General features: G+C 33.7%; 19 protein-coding genes. 14 read left to right on the top strand and 5 right to left on the bottom strand.

The genetic code is table 11. The features are described 5' to 3' along the window. Window positions 1-774: 774 nt before the first annotated feature. Both BM212_RS01665 and BM212_RS01660 read right to left on the bottom strand, forming a co-directional pair. A complete protein-coding gene (locus BM212_RS01665; RefSeq protein ID WP_091895687.1) occupies window positions 775-1,683 on the bottom strand; it encodes an HAD family hydrolase in 909 nt (302 codons plus the stop codon). 4 nt (window positions 1,684-1,687) lie between these two features. Next, window positions 1,688-2,557, bottom strand: a complete 870-nt coding sequence (locus BM212_RS01660) for a MurR/RpiR family transcriptional regulator (RefSeq protein ID WP_091895684.1) — start codon at window positions 2,555-2,557, stop codon at window positions 1,688-1,690. 121 nt (window positions 2,558-2,678) lie between these two features. Here BM212_RS01660 and gnd point away from each other — a divergent pair, with 121 nt between their 5' ends. From gnd to BM212_RS01605, 11 genes are all read left to right on the top strand, one after another. After that, window positions 2,679-3,614, top strand: coding sequence for a phosphogluconate dehydrogenase (NAD(+)-dependent, decarboxylating) (gene gnd / locus BM212_RS01655; RefSeq protein WP_425434160.1), 936 nt, complete (start codon window positions 2,679-2,681; stop codon window positions 3,612-3,614). Between the two features lie 12 nt (window positions 3,615-3,626). After that, window positions 3,627-4,631 (top strand): D-isomer specific 2-hydroxyacid dehydrogenase family protein, encoded by a 1,005-nt coding sequence (locus BM212_RS01650; protein WP_072693838.1) that lies wholly within the window; start codon window positions 3,627-3,629, stop codon window positions 4,629-4,631. A 1-nt stretch (window position 4,632) separates the two neighbouring features. Next, on the top strand, window positions 4,633-5,733 hold the full coding sequence (locus BM212_RS01645; RefSeq protein WP_072693839.1) for an iron-containing alcohol dehydrogenase family protein: 1,101 nt from the start codon (window positions 4,633-4,635) through the stop codon (window positions 5,731-5,733). Window positions 5,734-5,747: 14 nt separating this feature from the next. Beyond that, a complete protein-coding gene (locus BM212_RS01640; RefSeq protein ID WP_072693840.1) occupies window positions 5,748-6,578 on the top strand; it encodes a PTS mannose/fructose/sorbose/N-acetylgalactosamine transporter subunit IIC in 831 nt (276 codons plus the stop codon). 25 nt (window positions 6,579-6,603) lie between these two features. Then, the gene (locus tag BM212_RS01635; RefSeq protein WP_091895677.1) at window positions 6,604-7,470 is read left to right on the top strand and encodes a PTS system mannose/fructose/sorbose family transporter subunit IID; all 867 of its coding nucleotides are present in this window, start codon (window positions 6,604-6,606) and stop codon (window positions 7,468-7,470) included. Between the two features lie 37 nt (window positions 7,471-7,507). Further along, window positions 7,508-8,014: a PTS sugar transporter subunit IIB gene (locus BM212_RS01630; protein WP_072693842.1), complete on the top strand. Its 507-nt coding sequence runs from the start codon at window positions 7,508-7,510 to the stop codon at window positions 8,012-8,014. Window positions 8,015-8,038: 24 nt separating this feature from the next. After that, on the top strand, window positions 8,039-8,920 hold the full coding sequence (locus tag BM212_RS01625; protein ID WP_072693843.1) for a hypothetical protein: 882 nt from the start codon (window positions 8,039-8,041) through the stop codon (window positions 8,918-8,920). 6 nt (window positions 8,921-8,926) lie between these two features. After that, the gene (locus tag BM212_RS01620) at window positions 8,927-9,379 is read left to right on the top strand and encodes a PTS sugar transporter subunit IIA (RefSeq protein WP_072693844.1); all 453 of its coding nucleotides are present in this window, start codon (window positions 8,927-8,929) and stop codon (window positions 9,377-9,379) included. Between the two features lie 479 nt (window positions 9,380-9,858). Further along, window positions 9,859-10,044, top strand: a complete 186-nt coding sequence (locus BM212_RS01615) for a hypothetical protein (protein WP_091895674.1) — start codon at window positions 9,859-9,861, stop codon at window positions 10,042-10,044. Window positions 10,045-10,157: 113 nt separating this feature from the next. Then, window positions 10,158-11,333: a M20 family metallopeptidase gene (locus BM212_RS01610; protein WP_072695956.1), complete on the top strand. Its 1,176-nt coding sequence runs from the start codon at window positions 10,158-10,160 to the stop codon at window positions 11,331-11,333. Window positions 11,334-11,342: 9 nt separating this feature from the next. Continuing rightward, window positions 11,343-11,837: a GNAT family N-acetyltransferase gene (locus BM212_RS01605; protein WP_072693846.1), complete on the top strand. Its 495-nt coding sequence runs from the start codon at window positions 11,343-11,345 to the stop codon at window positions 11,835-11,837. Window positions 11,838-11,932: 95 nt separating this feature from the next. Here BM212_RS01605 and BM212_RS01600 read toward each other — a convergent pair whose 3' ends face one another. From BM212_RS01600 to BM212_RS01590, 3 genes are all read right to left on the bottom strand, one after another. Beyond that, window positions 11,933-13,585 carry a peptide ABC transporter substrate-binding protein gene (locus tag BM212_RS01600; protein WP_072693847.1) on the bottom strand — a complete coding sequence of 551 codons (1,653 nt, stop codon included), beginning with the start codon at window positions 13,583-13,585 and terminating at the stop codon, window positions 11,933-11,935. 284 nt (window positions 13,586-13,869) lie between these two features. Further along, window positions 13,870-15,390 carry an ABC transporter permease/substrate-binding protein gene (locus BM212_RS01595; RefSeq protein ID WP_091895671.1) on the bottom strand — a complete coding sequence of 507 codons (1,521 nt, stop codon included), beginning with the start codon at window positions 15,388-15,390 and terminating at the stop codon, window positions 13,870-13,872. After that, entirely contained in the window at window positions 15,390-16,358 is a 969-nt protein-coding gene (locus tag BM212_RS01590) for an ABC transporter ATP-binding protein (protein ID WP_091895668.1), read from the bottom strand. Before BM212_RS01590 ends, BM212_RS01595 begins: the two co-directional genes overlap by 1 nt. A 122-nt stretch (window positions 16,359-16,480) precedes the next feature. Here BM212_RS01590 and BM212_RS01585 point away from each other — a divergent pair, with 122 nt between their 5' ends. The 3 genes from BM212_RS01585 to BM212_RS01575 all read left to right on the top strand — a co-directional run bounded on the left by BM212_RS01585 (window position 16,481) and on the right by BM212_RS01575 (window position 18,646). Next, window positions 16,481-16,969, top strand: a complete 489-nt coding sequence (locus BM212_RS01585; protein WP_091895665.1) for a GNAT family N-acetyltransferase — start codon at window positions 16,481-16,483, stop codon at window positions 16,967-16,969. 521 nt (window positions 16,970-17,490) lie between these two features. Next, window positions 17,491-18,198, top strand: coding sequence for a hypothetical protein (locus BM212_RS01580; RefSeq protein WP_091895662.1), 708 nt, complete (start codon window positions 17,491-17,493; stop codon window positions 18,196-18,198). Window positions 18,199-18,313: 115 nt separating this feature from the next. Continuing rightward, entirely contained in the window at window positions 18,314-18,646 is a 333-nt protein-coding gene (locus BM212_RS01575) for a hypothetical protein (RefSeq protein ID WP_091895659.1), read from the top strand. Window positions 18,647-18,655: the final 9 nt, after the last annotated feature.

The raw sequence follows: 18,655 nt of genomic DNA, 5'->3' as shown, positions 1-18,655 counted from the left end.
AAGCAGCATATCAATTAACTCACTAAGAGATCTCCACTCAGTTGCCAGATAGAAGCAGCATATTAATCAACCCACTAAGAGATCTCCACTCAGTTGCCAGATAAAAGCAGCTCATCTCAGTCAGATTTCTATACTTAAGCAAAGTATCTATTTTTAGAGAAATTGGTCTGCGTAACAATAAAGATAGAGACTGAGAGCAAACGAGCTAGAAATCAAAATCAAATTTTGATTTCATGGTGTTCTTGGTTTCCGACACTTCAAATTTTAGACAATGAAGACTTTTGTCTCAGTTACATTTTATTATGTTTTATAGTATATTTTATACATAAGTAAATATTTTTATTGTTCAGGAATTTATGTAGAAAGAATTTGAATATTCATTTATCGTTTTCTACTAGTAAAAGGAAGTATAGAATACTAAAAAAACTATAATGAACTTAAGCAAATAAGTCTCATTGCTATTAGAGAAGAGGAGTAGTCTAATGGATAAAGGGTATGTACTTAGAGGTCTTACGATACTGGTATGGATTGCTTTAATCATTTATGCCTATTTTAATGAGGAAGGCTTTTACAACCAGTAACGATCAGTTCGATTTTTGTCCTTATACTTTTAGGGATAAAAATTAATGAAGAGAGACAAATTTCAAAGTCAGCTAATATAACACGGTCAAGATTAGAAAAAACGATAGACTGGTTAGGGCTTACTTCAATAATATTCGTCTCTCTTGATATTGTAATCGCATCTGTCTTATCAATATTTTTTTAAATAAAGGGTTATTTAACTGAAAGGCCTTGAAAGAGCCCCTCTTTTTCAAACTGAGTGAGCATCTTAAAAATGCCTGCATTATTGTGGTCGTCTGCATGGAAGTTTGCTTTTTGTTTAGCTGAAGGTAATGCGTTTTTCATAGCTATTGAATATTTTTTGTCTTTAAACATCGAAATATCATTTTCACTATCCCCAAAAACCAATAATTCTTCGTTACCAATATTATATTTTTTTTGAAAGAGATTCAAGGCATTGCCTTTTGTTACGTGTCTATTTGTAATTTCCATTTTTCTTTCATCAGAAAAAACGGTCTCGTAGTCTGTAAGAAAAGAATGACCTGCTATAGTATCTTTTAAAAATGTCATATAGTGAGGATCTTGAACAATAGAAATTTTATTACAGAAACTAGGAGAGTCGTTCAGATTCCGAATCATATATTGATTAGGATAGCCATCTCGGGTATCACATAACCACCCATACATTCCTCCCATCCATGGGTAATCTTCTGGCAGTTTCATTTCTCCACGAATATTTTTTTTAAGCTTATAAATATTTTCGGGTAAATACGTATATATGGTATCATCTTGGCTGTATTGAATTTCTACGTTAAATAGAGAAAAGAATTCATTTATTTTTCTAATCTGATCTGATTCTAAAATTCCAAGTCTATTTCGTTTCTTCGAACCTACATCATAAATTGAAGTGCCATTTACATCAATAATTATTCCATCATAAATATTCATATCTAAACTACGTGCATGGGGTAGTAGTCGTATATAACTTCTGCCGCTAGCTAGTATAAGTCGAATTCCCGTTTTTTGCAGTTCTTTCAATTTGTTTAAAGTTTGTAGATCTATATTATTATCTGAGTTGAGCAGTGTGCCATCCATATCACATACGATTGCCTTAATAACCATAAAATCATCCTCCAGTTTTTGTCACATTTAATGCATTTCTTATCTTATCAAGAGACTTCTTATTTTCAGCTTCATTATGATACATAACATTAACATATAAAATATCTATCAACGTCAAATAGAGAATTCGAGAAGTTAAGGTTTCAGATCGAAAAGTAGATTCTTCAGAATAAATAACAAAAGATATATCAGAAATTTTTACTAATTTAGAATTTGGATTTCCAGTAAGTGATATAATCTTTACGCCATTTTTTCTTAAAATTTTTGCAACTTCAATTGTTTCGTTTGTTTTCCCGGAATGTGAAAAAAGAAATACACAATCTTTTTGAGTGAGCTTAGTGGCATAGCTAAGTTGCATATGGTAATCAAAAATATAATTGCATTGAAAGTTTGTACGTAAAAACTTGTGATAACTATCAAAAGCAACGACTGAAGAAGCACCTTGTCCAAAAAAGTGAATAGTTTCTGAGGAATTAATAATTTCTAAAGCATCTAATAGTTCTTTTTCAGTGAGAGAATTAATTAGATCTTCTAAAGACTCTTGACTAGAGTTAACGACTTTTTGAGCCATAACTAGAGCGCTATCATTTTTGCTGATATCTGTAAAAGCGGTCAATTCACCCTCGTATGGAATATTTTCTCTAAAATTTGAAGCAACAGAAATTTTGAAATTCTGAAATCCCTCGAATCCAATCTTTTTAACAAATTTAAATATTGTTGCTTCTGATACGCCTATTTCTTCTGAAAGGCTACTCAATGTTTTATTAACAACATCCCCTCCTAATTTAAGAAGATGGTCGGCTATTAAATTTTCAGTGTCATTAAAATGTTTTCTTCTTGGAAACAAAAGTTTTTGCAAATAATTATGTGGCATGATTAGGTCCTCCGTTAATAGAATAAGTTTGTTGATTAATATATATCATAAGGAAAGTATACTATAAAATACAAATAAAAAATATTTTTTATTTGTAAGTGTTTACAATAAATAATATTTTATGTATGATATATATATATTAAATAAAGGAGGAGCCGAGTTGAAAATAGGCATTATAGGATTAGGTAAGATGGGCATGAATCTTTTGCTGAATTTAAAGGAGAGTGATGTAGACAGCGTTGGTTATGATTTGTCGGATGAAGTAAAAGAAAAGGGTAGAAAACAAGGATTACATATAGTTGACTCATTAGAAGAACTATTTGAATCTCTCGAAAAAAGAAAAATAATTTTATTAAGTACTCCAGCAGGGAAAATAACGAATCAGCTAGTAAATGATTTAAGTATTTTGCTAAGTCCTGAAGATATCTTGATTGATAGTGGAAACTCAAATTATAAAGATAGTATGAATAATTATAGTATTGCTAAAGAAAAGGGTATAAGATTTTTAGATTGTGGAACCTCTGGAGGAATGGAAGGAGCTCGTTATGGAGCATGTCTAATGATTGGAGGCGATAAAGAAGTATTCGATGAAGTGGAATCATTATTTGAGAAAATTTCATGTGAAAAAGGATATTTATATACTGGTAAAGCTGGGAGCGGCCATTATTTGAAAATGGTCCATAATGGAGTTGAATATGGAATGATGCAATCTATTGGAGAAGGATTCGATATTTTAGAAGCGAGTGAGTTTGAATTCAATCATAAAGAAGTGGCCTCTGTTTGGAATCATGGTTCTGTTATCCGTTCTTGGTTAATTGAATTGATAGAAGAAAGTTTTTCTGAAGATCCAAAACTGAATAAGATAAAAGGAATCGTCGATGCTAGTGGAGAAGGTAAATGGACAATTGAAGAAGCATTACGCTTAGGGATTCCAGTTCCTGCGATTTCTAATGCTTTATTTGCTAGGAATTCAACAAAAATTAATGATAGTTTTTCAGCAAAAGTAGTAGCAAGTATGCGAAATGGTTTTGGTGGACACAAGGTCATTGAAAAGTAAGGAGGAAAGCAAATGGGTAATAAAATAGCTATCGTAAATTCCAGTAGCTTTGGAAGGGTTTTTCCTGAGCATCTTAAGAGATTGGAAAAATTAGGAGAAGTCAAACGGTTTGAGTTTGAGAGCGATATTAAAGGGAAAGACCTTGCTGAAAAACTAAAAGGATATAACATAATCATAGCTAGTGTAACGCCTTTCTTCACTAGTGAATTTTTTGAAAATAAAGATGATTTGAATTTAATAACCAGACATGGGATAGGGTTTAACAATATAGATTTAGAAGCAGCTAAAAGGCACAATACTATAGTTAGCATTGTTCCCCCTTTAATAGAGAGAGATGCAGTTGCTGAAAATAATATTACAAACCTATTAGCGGTAATGCGCCGCACAACAGAATCTTATAAAAATGTTTTAGAAGATAAGTGGGAAAACCGGGCGGAATTTACTGGAAGAGGATTGAGTGATAAAACGGTCGGGGTAATTGGAATAGGGAATATTGGTAGTAGAGTTGCAGAAATTCTACATTATGGCTATAGATGTGAGGTCTTAGGATATGATCCATATAAAACAGACTTAGAATTAAAGAGATTTGGAGCAAAAAAAGTCGATTTAGATAAGTTACTTAAAGAATCAGATGTTATTTGCTTATGTGCTAGTTTAAATAAAGATAATTTCCATATGATATCTACTGAAGAATTAAGCAAAATGAAAAATAATGTCTTTATTTCCAATACTGCCAGGGGAGCATTAATTAATGAACAGGCCCTAGTAGAAGCAATAAAATCTAAAAAAATAGCAGGGTTTGCAACAGATGTATTAGAGGTTGAACCTGGAAGATCTAACCATGCTTACTTAAAATTTGAAAACGTTATCGTCACTCCGCATACTTCCGCTTATACATTGGAGTGTCTCGAAGGTATGGGAACAAAGTGTGTGAATGATTGTGAGGATATCTTGAACAATCAATTACCTTATTGTGCTGTACAGAAAGAGAATGGAATTTTGAATGGAGTAGTGTGATATGAGTATAGATTTGAGTGTAAAAGTTGGGCCTCAATTTTATAGATATAATGAAGATGCTTTTGAATTTATTCCAAATATTTTAAATGAATATAAACCTAGACGAATACTAATTATTCACGGGACTATTTCATGGACAAAAGCTCAACCTTTTTTAAAAAAAGTTTTTCCTGATCAGTATGAATTATACTATCAAGAATATAGTGGGGAATGTAGTTACTCAGAAGGTGAACGATTAGCGAACATAATTAATTCAAAAAATATTGATTTTGTAATAGGAGTAGGCGGAGGCAAATTGGCTGATTTAACTTTATATACCTGTCATTTAGCTAATGTGCCTTTTGGAGTTATTCCTACACTTGCTAGCAATTGTGCATCTTGGACTCCGTTATCTGTTATGTATAAAGAAAATGGACTAGCAGAAGGTAAAACTGAACATGTAAATAGACAAGCAGTTTTTTTACTGATTAATCCCAAGCTAGTTATTGATGCACCTGTAAATTATTTTATAGCTGGAATTGCAGATACCCTTGCTAAATGGTATGAATCAGATATGATTTTAGAACAACAAAAATTTATTGAGGAACCTTTTGCAGATATGGCTAGGTATGCTGCTTTAATGTGTAAAAATAAAATATTATCAGAAGCAAATACAGCTATTTTAGATATGAAAAATGGAGTAGCATCAAAAGAATTCTTACATGTATCTGAAATAGTGATAGGAATTGCTGGACTGGTAGGAGGGTTAGGAGGCAAATATGCAAGAAACACTGTAGCGCATTCGATGCATGACGCGTTGTCTGCTTCTTTACCTGAATTACATGATTTTTTACATGGAGAAAAAGTAGCATATGGTATCTTGTTTCAATTAGCTCTTGAAGGGGAATGGGAAGTGATTGATGAGTTGATTCCCTTTTATACCAGTTTGAATTTACCGAAGAGTTTAACTGAAATGAATGTTTACCCTTTATCAAAAGAAAAACAGAAAGAAATTATTTACTTAATTAATAAAAAGAAAAAAGTACATTTACTTCCAATTGAAATAAATGAAGAAAAATTAAGCAAGGCATTGAACGAATTAGAAAATTATATTAACAAGTGAGGAGATAAACAATTATGGAAACGCTAACAGTTTGGCAAAGCTTAATAATTGCTCTATGGGTAGGAGCTGTAATGTCTCGTTCCTTTTTAGGCGGAGCGACATTAATGCTGCGATTTTCTCCATTAATGACTGGTTTAGTTGTGGGTATCGTAATGGGAAATGTGGCAGATGCTATGATAGTCACTGCAGCTATTCAGTTAATTTATATGGGAGTATTTTCTCCAGGGGGTACCATGCCTTCAGAGCCATCAATTGCAGCGGCAATTGCAGTACCAGTAGCATTACTCGGGAATTTACAGCCTGAAGCAGCCATTGCTATTGCAGTGCCGGTAGGATTATTGGGAACCTATCTATATCAGTTTAGATTTTTTATCAATACATTCCTTGGAAAAAGAACAGACAGAGCAGTTGCGCAGCTAGATCATTCAGGAATAACGAGAAGCGTTATAATTTATCCAACGATTGCATCACTTTTATTATTTGTACCTTTAGTTTTTATCGCACTATTTTGGGGCGCGCCAGTTATTGCTGACGTCATAGCCGCTTTAGAAGGGACAGTTATATTACACATTCTAGAAGTTGTTGGAGGAGGACTAGCTGCCATTGGTATTGCAACAACTATATATGTCATTGGGCGTAAAGAGTACATTGTTTTCTTTTTAGCTGCTTACTTTATGAGTGTTATTTTTCAAGATTTAGGCGTTACAATGGTTACTTATGCAATTATTGGAACATTAATAGCGGCTATATTTGTTTTAGCAAAAAGCAATACAAGTGCAGCTACTACTACAAATACCCCTGTGACAAATGAATTTGATGACGACGAAGACGACGATGACTTTTAATATTATCTAAGAGAGGATGGAAAAAATGGATAATAATCAATCTACATTATCAAACACTACAAACAATCCCGAAGAAATTACACATAAAGATGTATCAAAAGCCTATTTACGCTGGCATTTCGCTAATGAAATCCCACATTCTTTCGAAAGATATTTGGCACCATCGCTATTATGGGCGATGATGCCTGTTTTAAGAAAATTATATAAAGATGACGACAAATTGAGAGATGCTTATGAAAGACAATTACTCTTCTTTAATACTCAGTTAACTTGGGGTGGAGGCATTATTACTGGATTAATGTCTTCGATGGAGCAGGAACGGGCAAAACAAGAACATGAGCATAAAGAAATTACGATGACAGATGACTTGATGTATAACACTAAAGCTGGGTTGATGGGGGCTTTAGCAGGTATAGGAGATTCGATCGATTCAGGGACAATTCAGTATATTTTTATTGCTATTGCTATTCCCTGGGCACAAAATGGGAATCCCCTTGGTTCATTATTCCCCTTTATTGGGTTTGCATTGTATCAAGTTCTGATTGGGTTATTTTTTGCACGACAAGGCTTCTCAACAGGTAGAAATGCTACCAGTTTGATGGAAAGTGCTGGAGTTCAGAATGCTATCGAATTGTTATCTATTCTCGGATTATTTATGATGGGGATACTTGCTGGAAACTATGTACAAGTCTCCTCTTCATTATCATTTGAAATTTCTGGAAGGCCTTTTGTTTTACAAGAAACTTTAGATTCTATAGTCCCAGGGTTGTTACCGCTGGTTGTAGTCTTGGGTGTTTACTATTATTACAGTAAAAAAGGATTGAAGGTTACTCGTGCGTTACTATGGCTAACAGGAATTTTGATTGTACTGGCTGCAGTCGGTATTTTGTAAAAAGTAACTATATTATGAAAGAGGATGGGAGAGAATTATGGGAGAAGTAAATTTAGCAAGAGTAGATGAACGTTTGATTCATGGACAGGTGATGGTGACACTTTCAAAAAGGAACAATGTAAATTCAATATTTGTAGTAGATGATGTTGTCGCAAAAGATAAATTTATGAAAAGCCTATACAAAAGTGCTGGAAGTCGAACGGGACAAAAAACAGTGGTAATGACTTTAGAAAAATGTAAATATTACTGGGATGAATTCGAGTTTAAAGAATATAGTAGTATTTTAATAGCTAAAACAGTAAACACAATGTATGAACTAGTTAAATACGGAATTCCGATGAAAGAAATAAATATCGGTGGAATTGCACAAAAGAACCCTGAAAAAGATATTTTAGTAACTAAATCTGTTTATTTAAATAAAGAAGACGCATTAAAACTAAAGGAATTGAATGAAGAGTATGGAGTTGAAAATATTTATTTTCAAGCAACGCCTTCTTCTCCAAAAACTAGTTTAAAAGATGTATTAGCAAAATTTGGTATATAAAGATGTAAAAAAGGGTGATTGTATATGGAGAGTGAAGAGCTACAGAAAGATTGGTTTATCAGATACAACTATATATTAGGTACAAGACAAACGGACAAACAAAAAGGGAAATTTATAGATAGTATATTGTTTGACTTAGAAAAGTTAGGCAAAAAAGCGTATGTACATCCATTTGGACAAAATAATTATGGGAAGAATATATATGTTGGGAATATAAAAAAAGCAAAAAAAATAATTTGTACCTATTATGATACGCCCATATCACAACACAAATCCTATCATTTAAATGAATATAAGTTGAATAAAAAAAATACAGTGAAATCAATAGCGATTCAATCGATTATTTTTTTAGGAATTGGTCTATTATTTACGCTTTTTGTGGGAATACCAATTTATCAAGTCTATAACTTTGTATCATTACCTTCTATACTCACTACTTTATTTTACGCTTTTTACTTTATTATTTTAAAAAAAATATCAACAGGTTGGCCGGAAAAAAATAATTCAGTTAGAAATACCTCGTCACTGCTGTTATTACTTCAGTTTATGAATCAGTACCATACTAAAGAAATGGCTTTCGCTCTATTAGATTCAGGCACATATAATCAAGCAGGATTAGATGAATTAATTCAAAACTGCCAAGGAGAGATCTATTTATTAGACAGTGTAGGAGCAGACCAACCAATGTATCAGATCAGTAAGAATAAACAATTATTTGTTTTAGATAGTCCTATTATTCAAGTTGAGAAAAAGATTACTGATGTTAAAAATGTACTGATTTTAACCAGTATGAAAAAAAATGATCAATCTTTTCAGTTAGAAAGAGATAGTCTAAAACAGAAAGAAATAAATGAAGCGAATATGAATATGGCATTTGATTTTTTAGAAAAAATAATAAGGAGGTAATTATTTATGATTGGAATAGTTGTGGCTGCGCATGGAAAAATGAGTAAAGGGATAATAGATGCTGCAGAACTGATAATAGGGGGTACTGATGATATAGTACCTATAAGTCTAGAACAACAAGATGACGTTTCAATACTACAAGAGAAGATAACAAAAGGAATTAATAAGGTAAATAAAAATGAAGGTGTGATTATTTTTACTGACTTATTTGGAGCGAGTCCGTATAATCAATCTACACTTGCAATTCGCTCTTTACCAATAGAAATTCAAAATAAAACCACGATTATAACCGGTGTTAATTTACCAATGTTGCTGGAAGCCATTAATCAGAAAATGATTGATTCCTCAATTGAAAGTGCCATAACTGCAATATTAGATACTAGTAAACAAAGTACTATAGAATGGTCTTTGAAAGATGAAGAAGATGATTTGGAAATAGATGAAGAAGACGAGTTTTAACTGATAATAAAATATAATGAAGTACAGTGATCCAAAAGCAGCAGCTGGGTCGCTGTACTTTTTGTTAATAACTTTAGTATTAAATACGAAAATAATGAATTGAAAATAAATGAATTACTATGCAATATACATAATAACCTTGAATAGACTTGATTAACAATTATATCCATTTATGGTAAGTTTTAATTATAATGATGAAAAAGCAAAAACTTATTAAGAAATTAAAGTGCTAGTTTAAAGTGCATAATTCATTCTAAGTAACTTACGGTGGGCGAGTTTCTAGAAACAATATAAATTAATGCGATATTCAGTATAGTGGTTTTTATAATAAAAACATAGTAATCAGTAATGGTATAAAATTTTTTAAGAGGATTAAGGTAATAAAAAATATAAAGTTCACGTTATGGCTGGCTCTTGTACTATTTACATTATGGATCGTTATCAGAACGATTGTTGCTCAGTTGATGGGAAGTTTTGAAATGATGAAATTTCTGTTACAAGTCATTACGACTTGGCCCGCTACAATCGGAACATTTTATTTCTTTAGTAACAAGACCTTTAAACCACTGAATCATGATGCAACAGTAGGTATGATCATTGTTACTGGATTTTTGATAATATTTCTGCAGATTTTTCTAGTAAAGCTATATCTATTTGTTTTCTGATTAAAAATTGTATAAATTTTCAATATAGGTTAAAGATAGAATAATTGTATATTGACTATTAGGTTTGTTAAGTCTAGAATGATTAATAAATTATAGGAAACGGTGTGGATCAAATGGCTGAAAAATATACAGAAAAAATTCAAAATATAATTAGGGATTTACGACCAGAACTACAAGAATTAAGTGAATACATATATGAACATCCAGAGTTGGGTCATGAAGAATTCCTTTCATCAAAAGCCCATGTAGAACTTCTGAAAAATCATGGATTTGAAGTCGAATACCCTTATTTAGGAGTAGAGACAGCCTTTAGAGCTATCTATAAAGGAGAAAAAGAAGGACCGGCCATTGCATATCTTTCTGAATACGATGCGCTTCCTGGCATTGGTCATGGATGCGGGCACAACTTATTAGGATCTACTGATACGGGAGCAGGAATTGCTTTATCTAAATTAGTGGATGAAATTGGCGGAACAGTTGTTGTTTTAGGGACGCCTGCTGAAGAAACCAATGGAGATAAAGTAACAATGGCAGCAGCAGATACATTTGATGATATTGACGTGGCATTCTGTACACATCCTTCAGACGGGTACTATACTAGTGGTACATCTATGGCAATGGAAGCAATCGAATTTCGTTTTTATGGAAAAACCGCTCATGCAGCAGCTGCTCCATTCGAAGGCAAAAATGCACTAGATGCTTGTTTGAATACGTTTAATAATATCAACTCATTTAGACAACAGATGCACCCCTCAGCACGTGTTCACGGCGTCATTAAGGATGGAGGGGAAGCAGCGAACATCATTCCTGACTATACTAGAGCAGAGTTTTATGTCCGGGCAATGGATATGCCCTATCTGAATGAACTAAGAGAAAAAGTCATTAAGTGTGCAGAAGCTGGTGCAATGGCTGCAGGCTGTACAATGGAGTGGGGCCACTACGAGGCAAGCTACCATAATATGATCACGAATGAGACACTTTCCAAGCGGTATAATCAGAATATGAAACTGCTGGGAGTTGAAATGCAAGAAGAAGAGCGGGACTCAATGGGCTCTATGGATATGGGAAATGTAAGCCAAGTCGTTCCGGCTATCAATCCGTATTTTGAAATCACAAATGGGAAAACTGTATCAGCGCATACTGTAGAATTTAGAGAATGCACAAAAACTGAAGAAGCATATGAAGGTATGGAAAAAACCATCGCGGCTTTCACGCAAACAGCTATTGATTTAATTACTGATTCAACTTTATTGGAAGCTGTAAAAGATGAATTTAATCAAAGTATTTGAGGTGGTTAATTGGAACTTAGGAAACTAGAAAAAACAGAGGAAGCTAACTATATTGAGTATATAAAAAGCTGGAAAACTGAAAAAATCGTTCCCACATCTTCTGATAATAAAGGAAAAGCATTTAATGACTTTTTGAAAAAGTTGAAATCCGATGAAATTGAAAACAACGGAAGAGTTCCTTCCGAAACCTATTTTCTATTTATGAAAAATGGAGAAATAGCTGGTGCAATCAATTGTCGATATGCCCTAAATGAACATCTGAGAGAAATCGGTGGGCATATCGGATACGGTGTATCTCCTAATTACAGAAACCAAGGTATAGCAACCACAATGTTAAGATTAGTATTGGATAGTTACCGAGAAAAAAACTTTGATAGAGTAATGCTTACGGCCGACGATGAGAACCAAGGAAGTGTCAAAACGATTCTTTCATGTGGTGGAAAACTTTATGAAACAGGAAAAAAAGAACAGAAATCTTATGGAAAATATTGGATTGAACTTTAATAATTTGCTAAGTAGAAAATTTATAGGTGAACCATTAAAAAAGATTACAGAGAAATTTCCTTATAAGGAAACTTTCTGTAATCTTTTTTAGTTTATTAGTCTTTAATACTTGCGCGACTTAGGTCAAACTCGACACCAACTGAGTTGAAGATAATTCCTTCAACAGCGGGGTTACGTAGTTGTGTTTCAGCTTCTTGATACAAAGGAACAAAGGCAAAGTCATCTGTCAAAATTTGATGAGCTTGTTGAAGATCTTCCCAACGTTTATCCTCATCATTAGCATCTGTTGTTTTTGCTTTATCAATCAAAGCATCAAACTCTGAGTTTGCATATCTACCTCTATTGTACGGAGAATCACTATACTTTAGATCCATAAAGTTAATTGCATCAGAGAAATCAGCTCCCCAGCCAGTTAACAGAAGATCGAAATCTCCATTATCTGATATTTCAAGGCGATTTTTCTTTGGTACATTTCGTAATTCAACAGAAACACCTGATAAATTATTTTGGATTTGACCTTGAATATATTGGCTTAGTTTCTTGCTTTTTTCATCATCGTCTCCTAGGAAAGAAAGAGAAATGCTGTCAACACCTAGTTCTGATTTTGCTTCTTCCCATAACTCCTTAGCGCGTTCAGGATCATAGGATAGGAAAGATCCTGCTTCTTCAGAGAAATCTTCACCAGTAGATGGATTTGTTACAAAGTCAGCTGGTAAGAATCCGCCGATTTCAGTTGAGCCATCACCCAATAAAGTATTAACTAAATCATCTGTATTGATTACTAATCCTATTGCTTCTCTTAGTTTATCGTTTTGAAGATATTCATTGTCCCAGTTAAATTCTAGATAAGAAGTTCTCGCTTTCTTCTGGACGACAACATTTTCATCATCAGCATACTGTTGTACAATATCACCAGTCAGCTGAGCGTTATCAACTTCACCAGCTTCAAATAAGTTAACTGCCGTGCTGGTTTCTTTAATAACTTGGACATTAATCGTATCTAACATTATTTCATCAGCTGCATAATAATCTTCGTTCTTTTCTAAGTCCCAAGTTAAACCAGTTCCATCCCAGTTTTCTAATGTAAATGGTCCATTTGCTAGTACTGTATCGCTAGAAGTTCCATATCTATCACCTTGTTCTTCAACAAAAGTTTGATTCTGAGGGAAGAAAGCGGTAAAGGCTAATAGATATTTAAAGTAAGGAGTAGGCTGAGTCAGCTTGAAAGTGATCTCATGATCACCATTGGCTGTAACACCTAATTCACTGACGTCTTTTTCTCCAGCCATGATTTCTGGCGCGTTTTCAATCGTTTCTGCTAAATAACTATATGATGCCCCAGTTTCTGGATTGACAAGCTTCTGCATTGCGAAAACGAAATCGTTAGCCGTAACAGGATCACCATTAGACCATACAACATCGTCACGAAGTGTATATGTATAAGTAAGCCCATCTTCAGAAACAGTTCCTTCATCAGCAGCAATAGCTGGGACAGGATCTCCTTCTTCATCAATTTTTAATAATCCTTCAACTACCTGTCCTAAATAGTTTGAGCTATTAATATCAGTAATCATTACCGTATCCATTGTAGATAACTCTGTTGGAGCAGTATAATGAACGACCTGTTCAGAAGGTGTATCTCCTTCTGAATCACTATTTGATGAATTTGCAGATTCATCATTTCCGCCGCAGGCACTTAATAGAAATACTGCACTCATTGAAACTAATGATTTATAATGTATCCTCATGTTAAACACTTCCTATTCTAATTTATCTAATCTTATTTTAACATGATACATCTTTTATATATTCAAGTCCAGATTTGTTTGTGAAATTTTTGATATATTTTTTTAAGCTAGAATAATAATTCTTGAATTGTATATATTTACGAAAAGAACAGTCTTGTTTTTTGAAGAAATCTATTAAGATTCATTTATGGTTAAGTAATAGATATAAGTTGGCTAATAAAAAGGAAAAACCTAGTGGGACGTATATTCGCCAACACTAGGTTTGATAGAGAAGGTTCTCTCTTTTATTCTTCTAATAATCCTTCTTCAACCAGAAACTCTCTAGCCACATCTTCAGCTGTTCGGTCTTCAACGTTTACTTGATAATTCATAGAACGCATCTGATCATCAGTAATTTGACCACTTAAAACGGAGAGGATGTCTTCAACTTCAGGGTGTTGTTCTAATAAGCTGTTTTTCATTAGAGGTGCACCTTGATAAGGTGGGAACAGATCCTGATCATCTTCAAGTACGGTTAAATCAAACTGCTCAAGTTCACTATCTGTACTATACGCATCAATAACGTTTATGTCGCCTTGTTCGATAGCGGTATAACGTAATTGCGGTTCCATAGTTTGTACATTGCCAAACGATAGACCATATAGATCCTGTATTCCTTGGTATCCATCTTCACGGTCATTAAATTCTATCGTAAATCCAGCATTCATTTCATCTGCTATCGGAGCCAGATCGGAAATGGTTTCTAAATTATTTTCTTCAGCAAATTCTCTTGGAACAGCTAAAGCATAAGTATTATTATATTCCATCGGTTCTAAAAATCGCATATCATATTCTTCATCAAGCCCAGTCCTCGCTTTTTCATACACATCTTCTTCTGTAGTGCCAGGTTCTGGGATTTCATCAAGGAAAGTAGCTAAGACAGTTCCAGTAAATTCAGGATAAATATCGATTTCATCAGATTGCAGTGCATTAAATACAAAAGTTGTTTTACCAAAGTTCGGTTCTACTCTAACGTTTAAATCAGACTGATTTTCTATCAATAATTTATACATATTCATTAAAATTTCTGGTTCAGGTCCTAGTTTTCCGGCAACCACGATATCCTCTTCTTCATTAAGCAGCATTGGAATAAATACAATGCCAGAAAAAAGCAAGAGGGCTGAACTTAGTAGAATAATTGTTTTTTTGAAAGATGTCTTTTGAAGATAACTGAGTAACCAGTCAAAAAAGACTGCTAATAAAGCTGCTGGAACCGCCCCTAAAATAATTAATGCGTTATTTCCACGGTCGATTCCTAAAAGAATCAAACTACCTAATCCACCAGCACCAATTAGAGCAGCTACTGTAGCTGTACCAATAATAAGTACCATGCCTGTTCTGATTCCTGCCATAATAACAGGTAGAGCAATTGGGATCTGAACCTTACGAAGTTTTTTGAAGCGACTCATTCCCATAGCATCTGCTGCTTCGTTCAGTGCAGGATCAATTTCAACTAGCCCTGTATACGTATTTCTTAAAATGGGCAACAAAGCGTAGACGACTAAAGCTATGACTGCTGGGACGGTTCCAATTCCGAGCAATGGAATTAGCAAGCCCAGTAATGCCAGAGAAGGAATTGTCTGGAAAATAGCTGTAACTTGAATGATCGGTTCTGCTAATCTCTTATGTTCAATCAGTACGATTCCTAGAGGAACTGCGATTAGTACTGCAATTAACAAGGAAATGAATGAAAGCTGCATATGTTCGATTAATGCAGTCCAGAAATCACCACTACGCTGTTGAAAAGTTTCTATCAGATTATTCATTATGCCTCAACCTCCTTTGAAGAAGCTGCTTCGGAAGCAAGAAAGTCGAGTAAATTATTTTTGGTGATTATAATTTTTGCGTGTTTATTAGAGGTTTCTACATGTACTGCATCCTGTTTTGAAAGCAAAATAATCAAATCATTTACAGGGTCTGATGCAGAAATTATACCTGTAGTAACAATATCTTCAGTGCTATAATAGTTTTCTTCAATTAAATGCTGAACTATCTTTTTCTCTTGATAATGAGGAAGTCCAGTTTGCAGGAATTGACGAACAAAATCGTTTGCTGGGTTTTTGAGAATTTCATCAGCTGTGCCGACTTGTTCAATTTTTCCATTATTCATCAGGCAAATTCGGTCTCCTAGGCTGATTGCTTCCTGCATGTCGTGAGTAACAAAAACGACAGTTTTTTTCAGTTTTTGTTGTAGTTTAAGTACATCTTTTTGAAGATTATTTCTAGTAATAGGATCTAATGCACTAAAAGGCTCGTCCATCAGGATAATGTCAGGGTCAGCAGTCAACGCACGAATAACACCAATTCGCTGTTGTTCCCCTCCGGATAGTTCCGAAATATGTCTGTGCCGGTATTTATCTGGATCCATATTTACACTTTCCAGTAATTCTACAACTCGATTTTCCATATCTTCTTTTGTCCACTTTTTCATTTCTGGAACAATTAAAATGTTTTCTTCAACGGTCATATTAGGAAAAAGTGCAATTTGTTGTAAAACATATCCGATATTCCATCTTAATTCTTGTAAATCGAAATCACTTATCGGTTTCCCTTGGATTCGTATGTAACCTTCGGACAAGTCAATCAGTTGATTGATCATTTTTAATGTAGTAGTTTTTCCGCTGCCGCTAGGGCCAATCAGTACAAAGAATTCACCTTCTTTAATGTCTAAAGTAAAGTCTGAAACGACTGCTTTATCGTCATAACGCTTATAAACTTTTTCGAATTTAATCATCTTTATCCTCCCGTAGGATAGTTATTGTTATTCATTAGTATATCAAAGTGAGACATTTATCTATAAAAATATGTCTTGAGCATGTAAAATTAGTCGCCTATAATCATTAATTAAAGGAGTGGGTGACAATTTCAGTAAAAATCAGAAAAATCGAAAAGAAAGATAATCAGATAGTGGGAGAGATCGTGCAAGCGAGTCTGGAATTTAAAGGTCTAGCAGTTAAAGGGACCGCCTATTATGATCCTTACTTGTTTGATCTATTTGAGGTCTACCAAAAGCCGAATGCTTGCTATTGGGTACTTGAAAAAGACGGGAAAGTCATTGGTGGAGGTGGGGTTGGCCCATTCGCTTCTGATAAAAATATTGGAGAATTACAAAAGCTGTATATTATAGAATCGGAGCAGGGCCATGGGTATGCGCATTTAATTATGGAAAAGGCATTGGAATTCGCTAAACAATACTATGAGAAGCTGTATATTGAAACTTTTGCATCATTAGATAAAGCAAATAAACTTTATATGAAATATGGATTTAACAAAATAAATCAGCCACTGGAAGGAACGGAACATAGTGCTTGTAACACTTGGTTATTAAAAAAACTATCAGAATAGTCATACAATTTAATCATTAAAGCTCCTCGAATATTGTTAAGAAAGAAGGAAAAAAATAAAAATTATCAGAAATATGTAGTAATTATAAATTGATTGGGAATTTTTCCATTTAGTTGATCGAAAGATTCCTTTGAATGATAAAAGAACTGATAATTGAAAAAATCAAAATATAGGTAGTGTAGTAAGAAGAATTGATTATATATGGTTGTATCTGTTGTTTTGCTTGCTCTTTATTCTGCTAAATACCCAAGGGTTAAATGAAGTAGATATCGTTCAGCTGGAAAGAGAAACGCTTGCGAACGACAGATGTTTAAAGATAATCTATCTTCAAAGTGGAACAGTTCCATCTTCTTTTACAGGAACTCCTACATACAAGAAGTGGTAGTAAATAGATTTGTTAATCTAAAGTTATTATTTGTAGATTTGAAAGAAGAAGATACAAAGCAATACGTAGAAGTAGATTATTGACTAATTATTGGAAGGAAAAGTTATCAGCCAAGAATTAGATAGGAGAAGAAGCAATGTATGATTTTTGGATAAGTGGTGAACGATTTTATACAATGGTTTTACCGATTCTTGTGGTGCTGGCATTACTCATATTCACAAGTATGATTTTTGTGTTTTACTATACAGACAAAAAAAATAAAAATAGAAAAATCGGATTGTCTACCACCCTTATTTTAATGTTAGGCATATTTGGATACTCATATTTTCAGCATACTATGTATGCATCCTGGATCACTCACTCTGGGGTAATCAATCCAGGTATAAGAGATCGAACGGTAATCTTTGGATCAGATATAATGGAAGACCCAGAATTGGTTAAGTCATACCGTGGAATGAATTTACTTGAGGATTTTGAAAAGCTGGATATGTATGAAAGACAAGAAATCAGTCAGGAAATCGGAAATCGTTACCTAGGATCAACAGGGAATAATCATTATTTCGCTATTGGGGATAAATATGCTTTTCGATATACCGGTGAGGTAGAATTCACAGAAGGTCCCAGTCGCTTGGCGGGAGCGTCTTTTAGACTAGTTGATCCAAAATTTGAAGAACTTGGGTTTACTTCTCAGTCCACAAATTACCTTGAAACGTTCTATATTAATAGAGAAGAGGCAGATAAAGCATCAAATAAATTCCCTGACACAATTATCCATCCTTCAGAAGTTTTTCCGGAATGGAATTTAGGGTTCCAAAGTACTAGCGGGACAAGTTCAGAACAATAAAGTTGAATGGTTTGTACTCTAATAACTTAAGAGTACGAAACGTATGTTGTGTTTCCTGCCGCTCCTCTGTAAAATAGAGAATATGGAAATATTGAAAGAATGAAGGAGCTGGAAAATGGGTACGAATATAGAAGTCTTTACACAATTACGTCCGATTTTTTATATTGTTTTAGGGTTTTTAGTGCTATTTTTGATTCTGTCACTGATTCCTAGAGGAAGAGATTCAAAAATAAATATGTTTTTAATCTTGATGATTTCAGTTACACATTTAGTATTCGCAAGTTCATTACTTGTAACAGAAAATTGGTTTTTGGAAGAGTTCTCTTTAAAAGGAGATTCGATTACGTTTTATATTTATCTCGCTATTCTTGTATTGAGTATATTGAACCCAATTGTATTTTTCCTTAGAAATAAAAAGAAACGTAGAAATTCTTATAATTTTAGATAATGAATACCA

The sequence above is a fragment of the Marinilactibacillus piezotolerans genome, from assembly GCF_900114235.1.
Lineage (GTDB): Bacteria > Bacillota > Bacilli > Lactobacillales > Carnobacteriaceae_A > Marinilactibacillus > Marinilactibacillus piezotolerans.
This window is presented reverse-complemented; position numbering and strand designations above follow the sequence as displayed.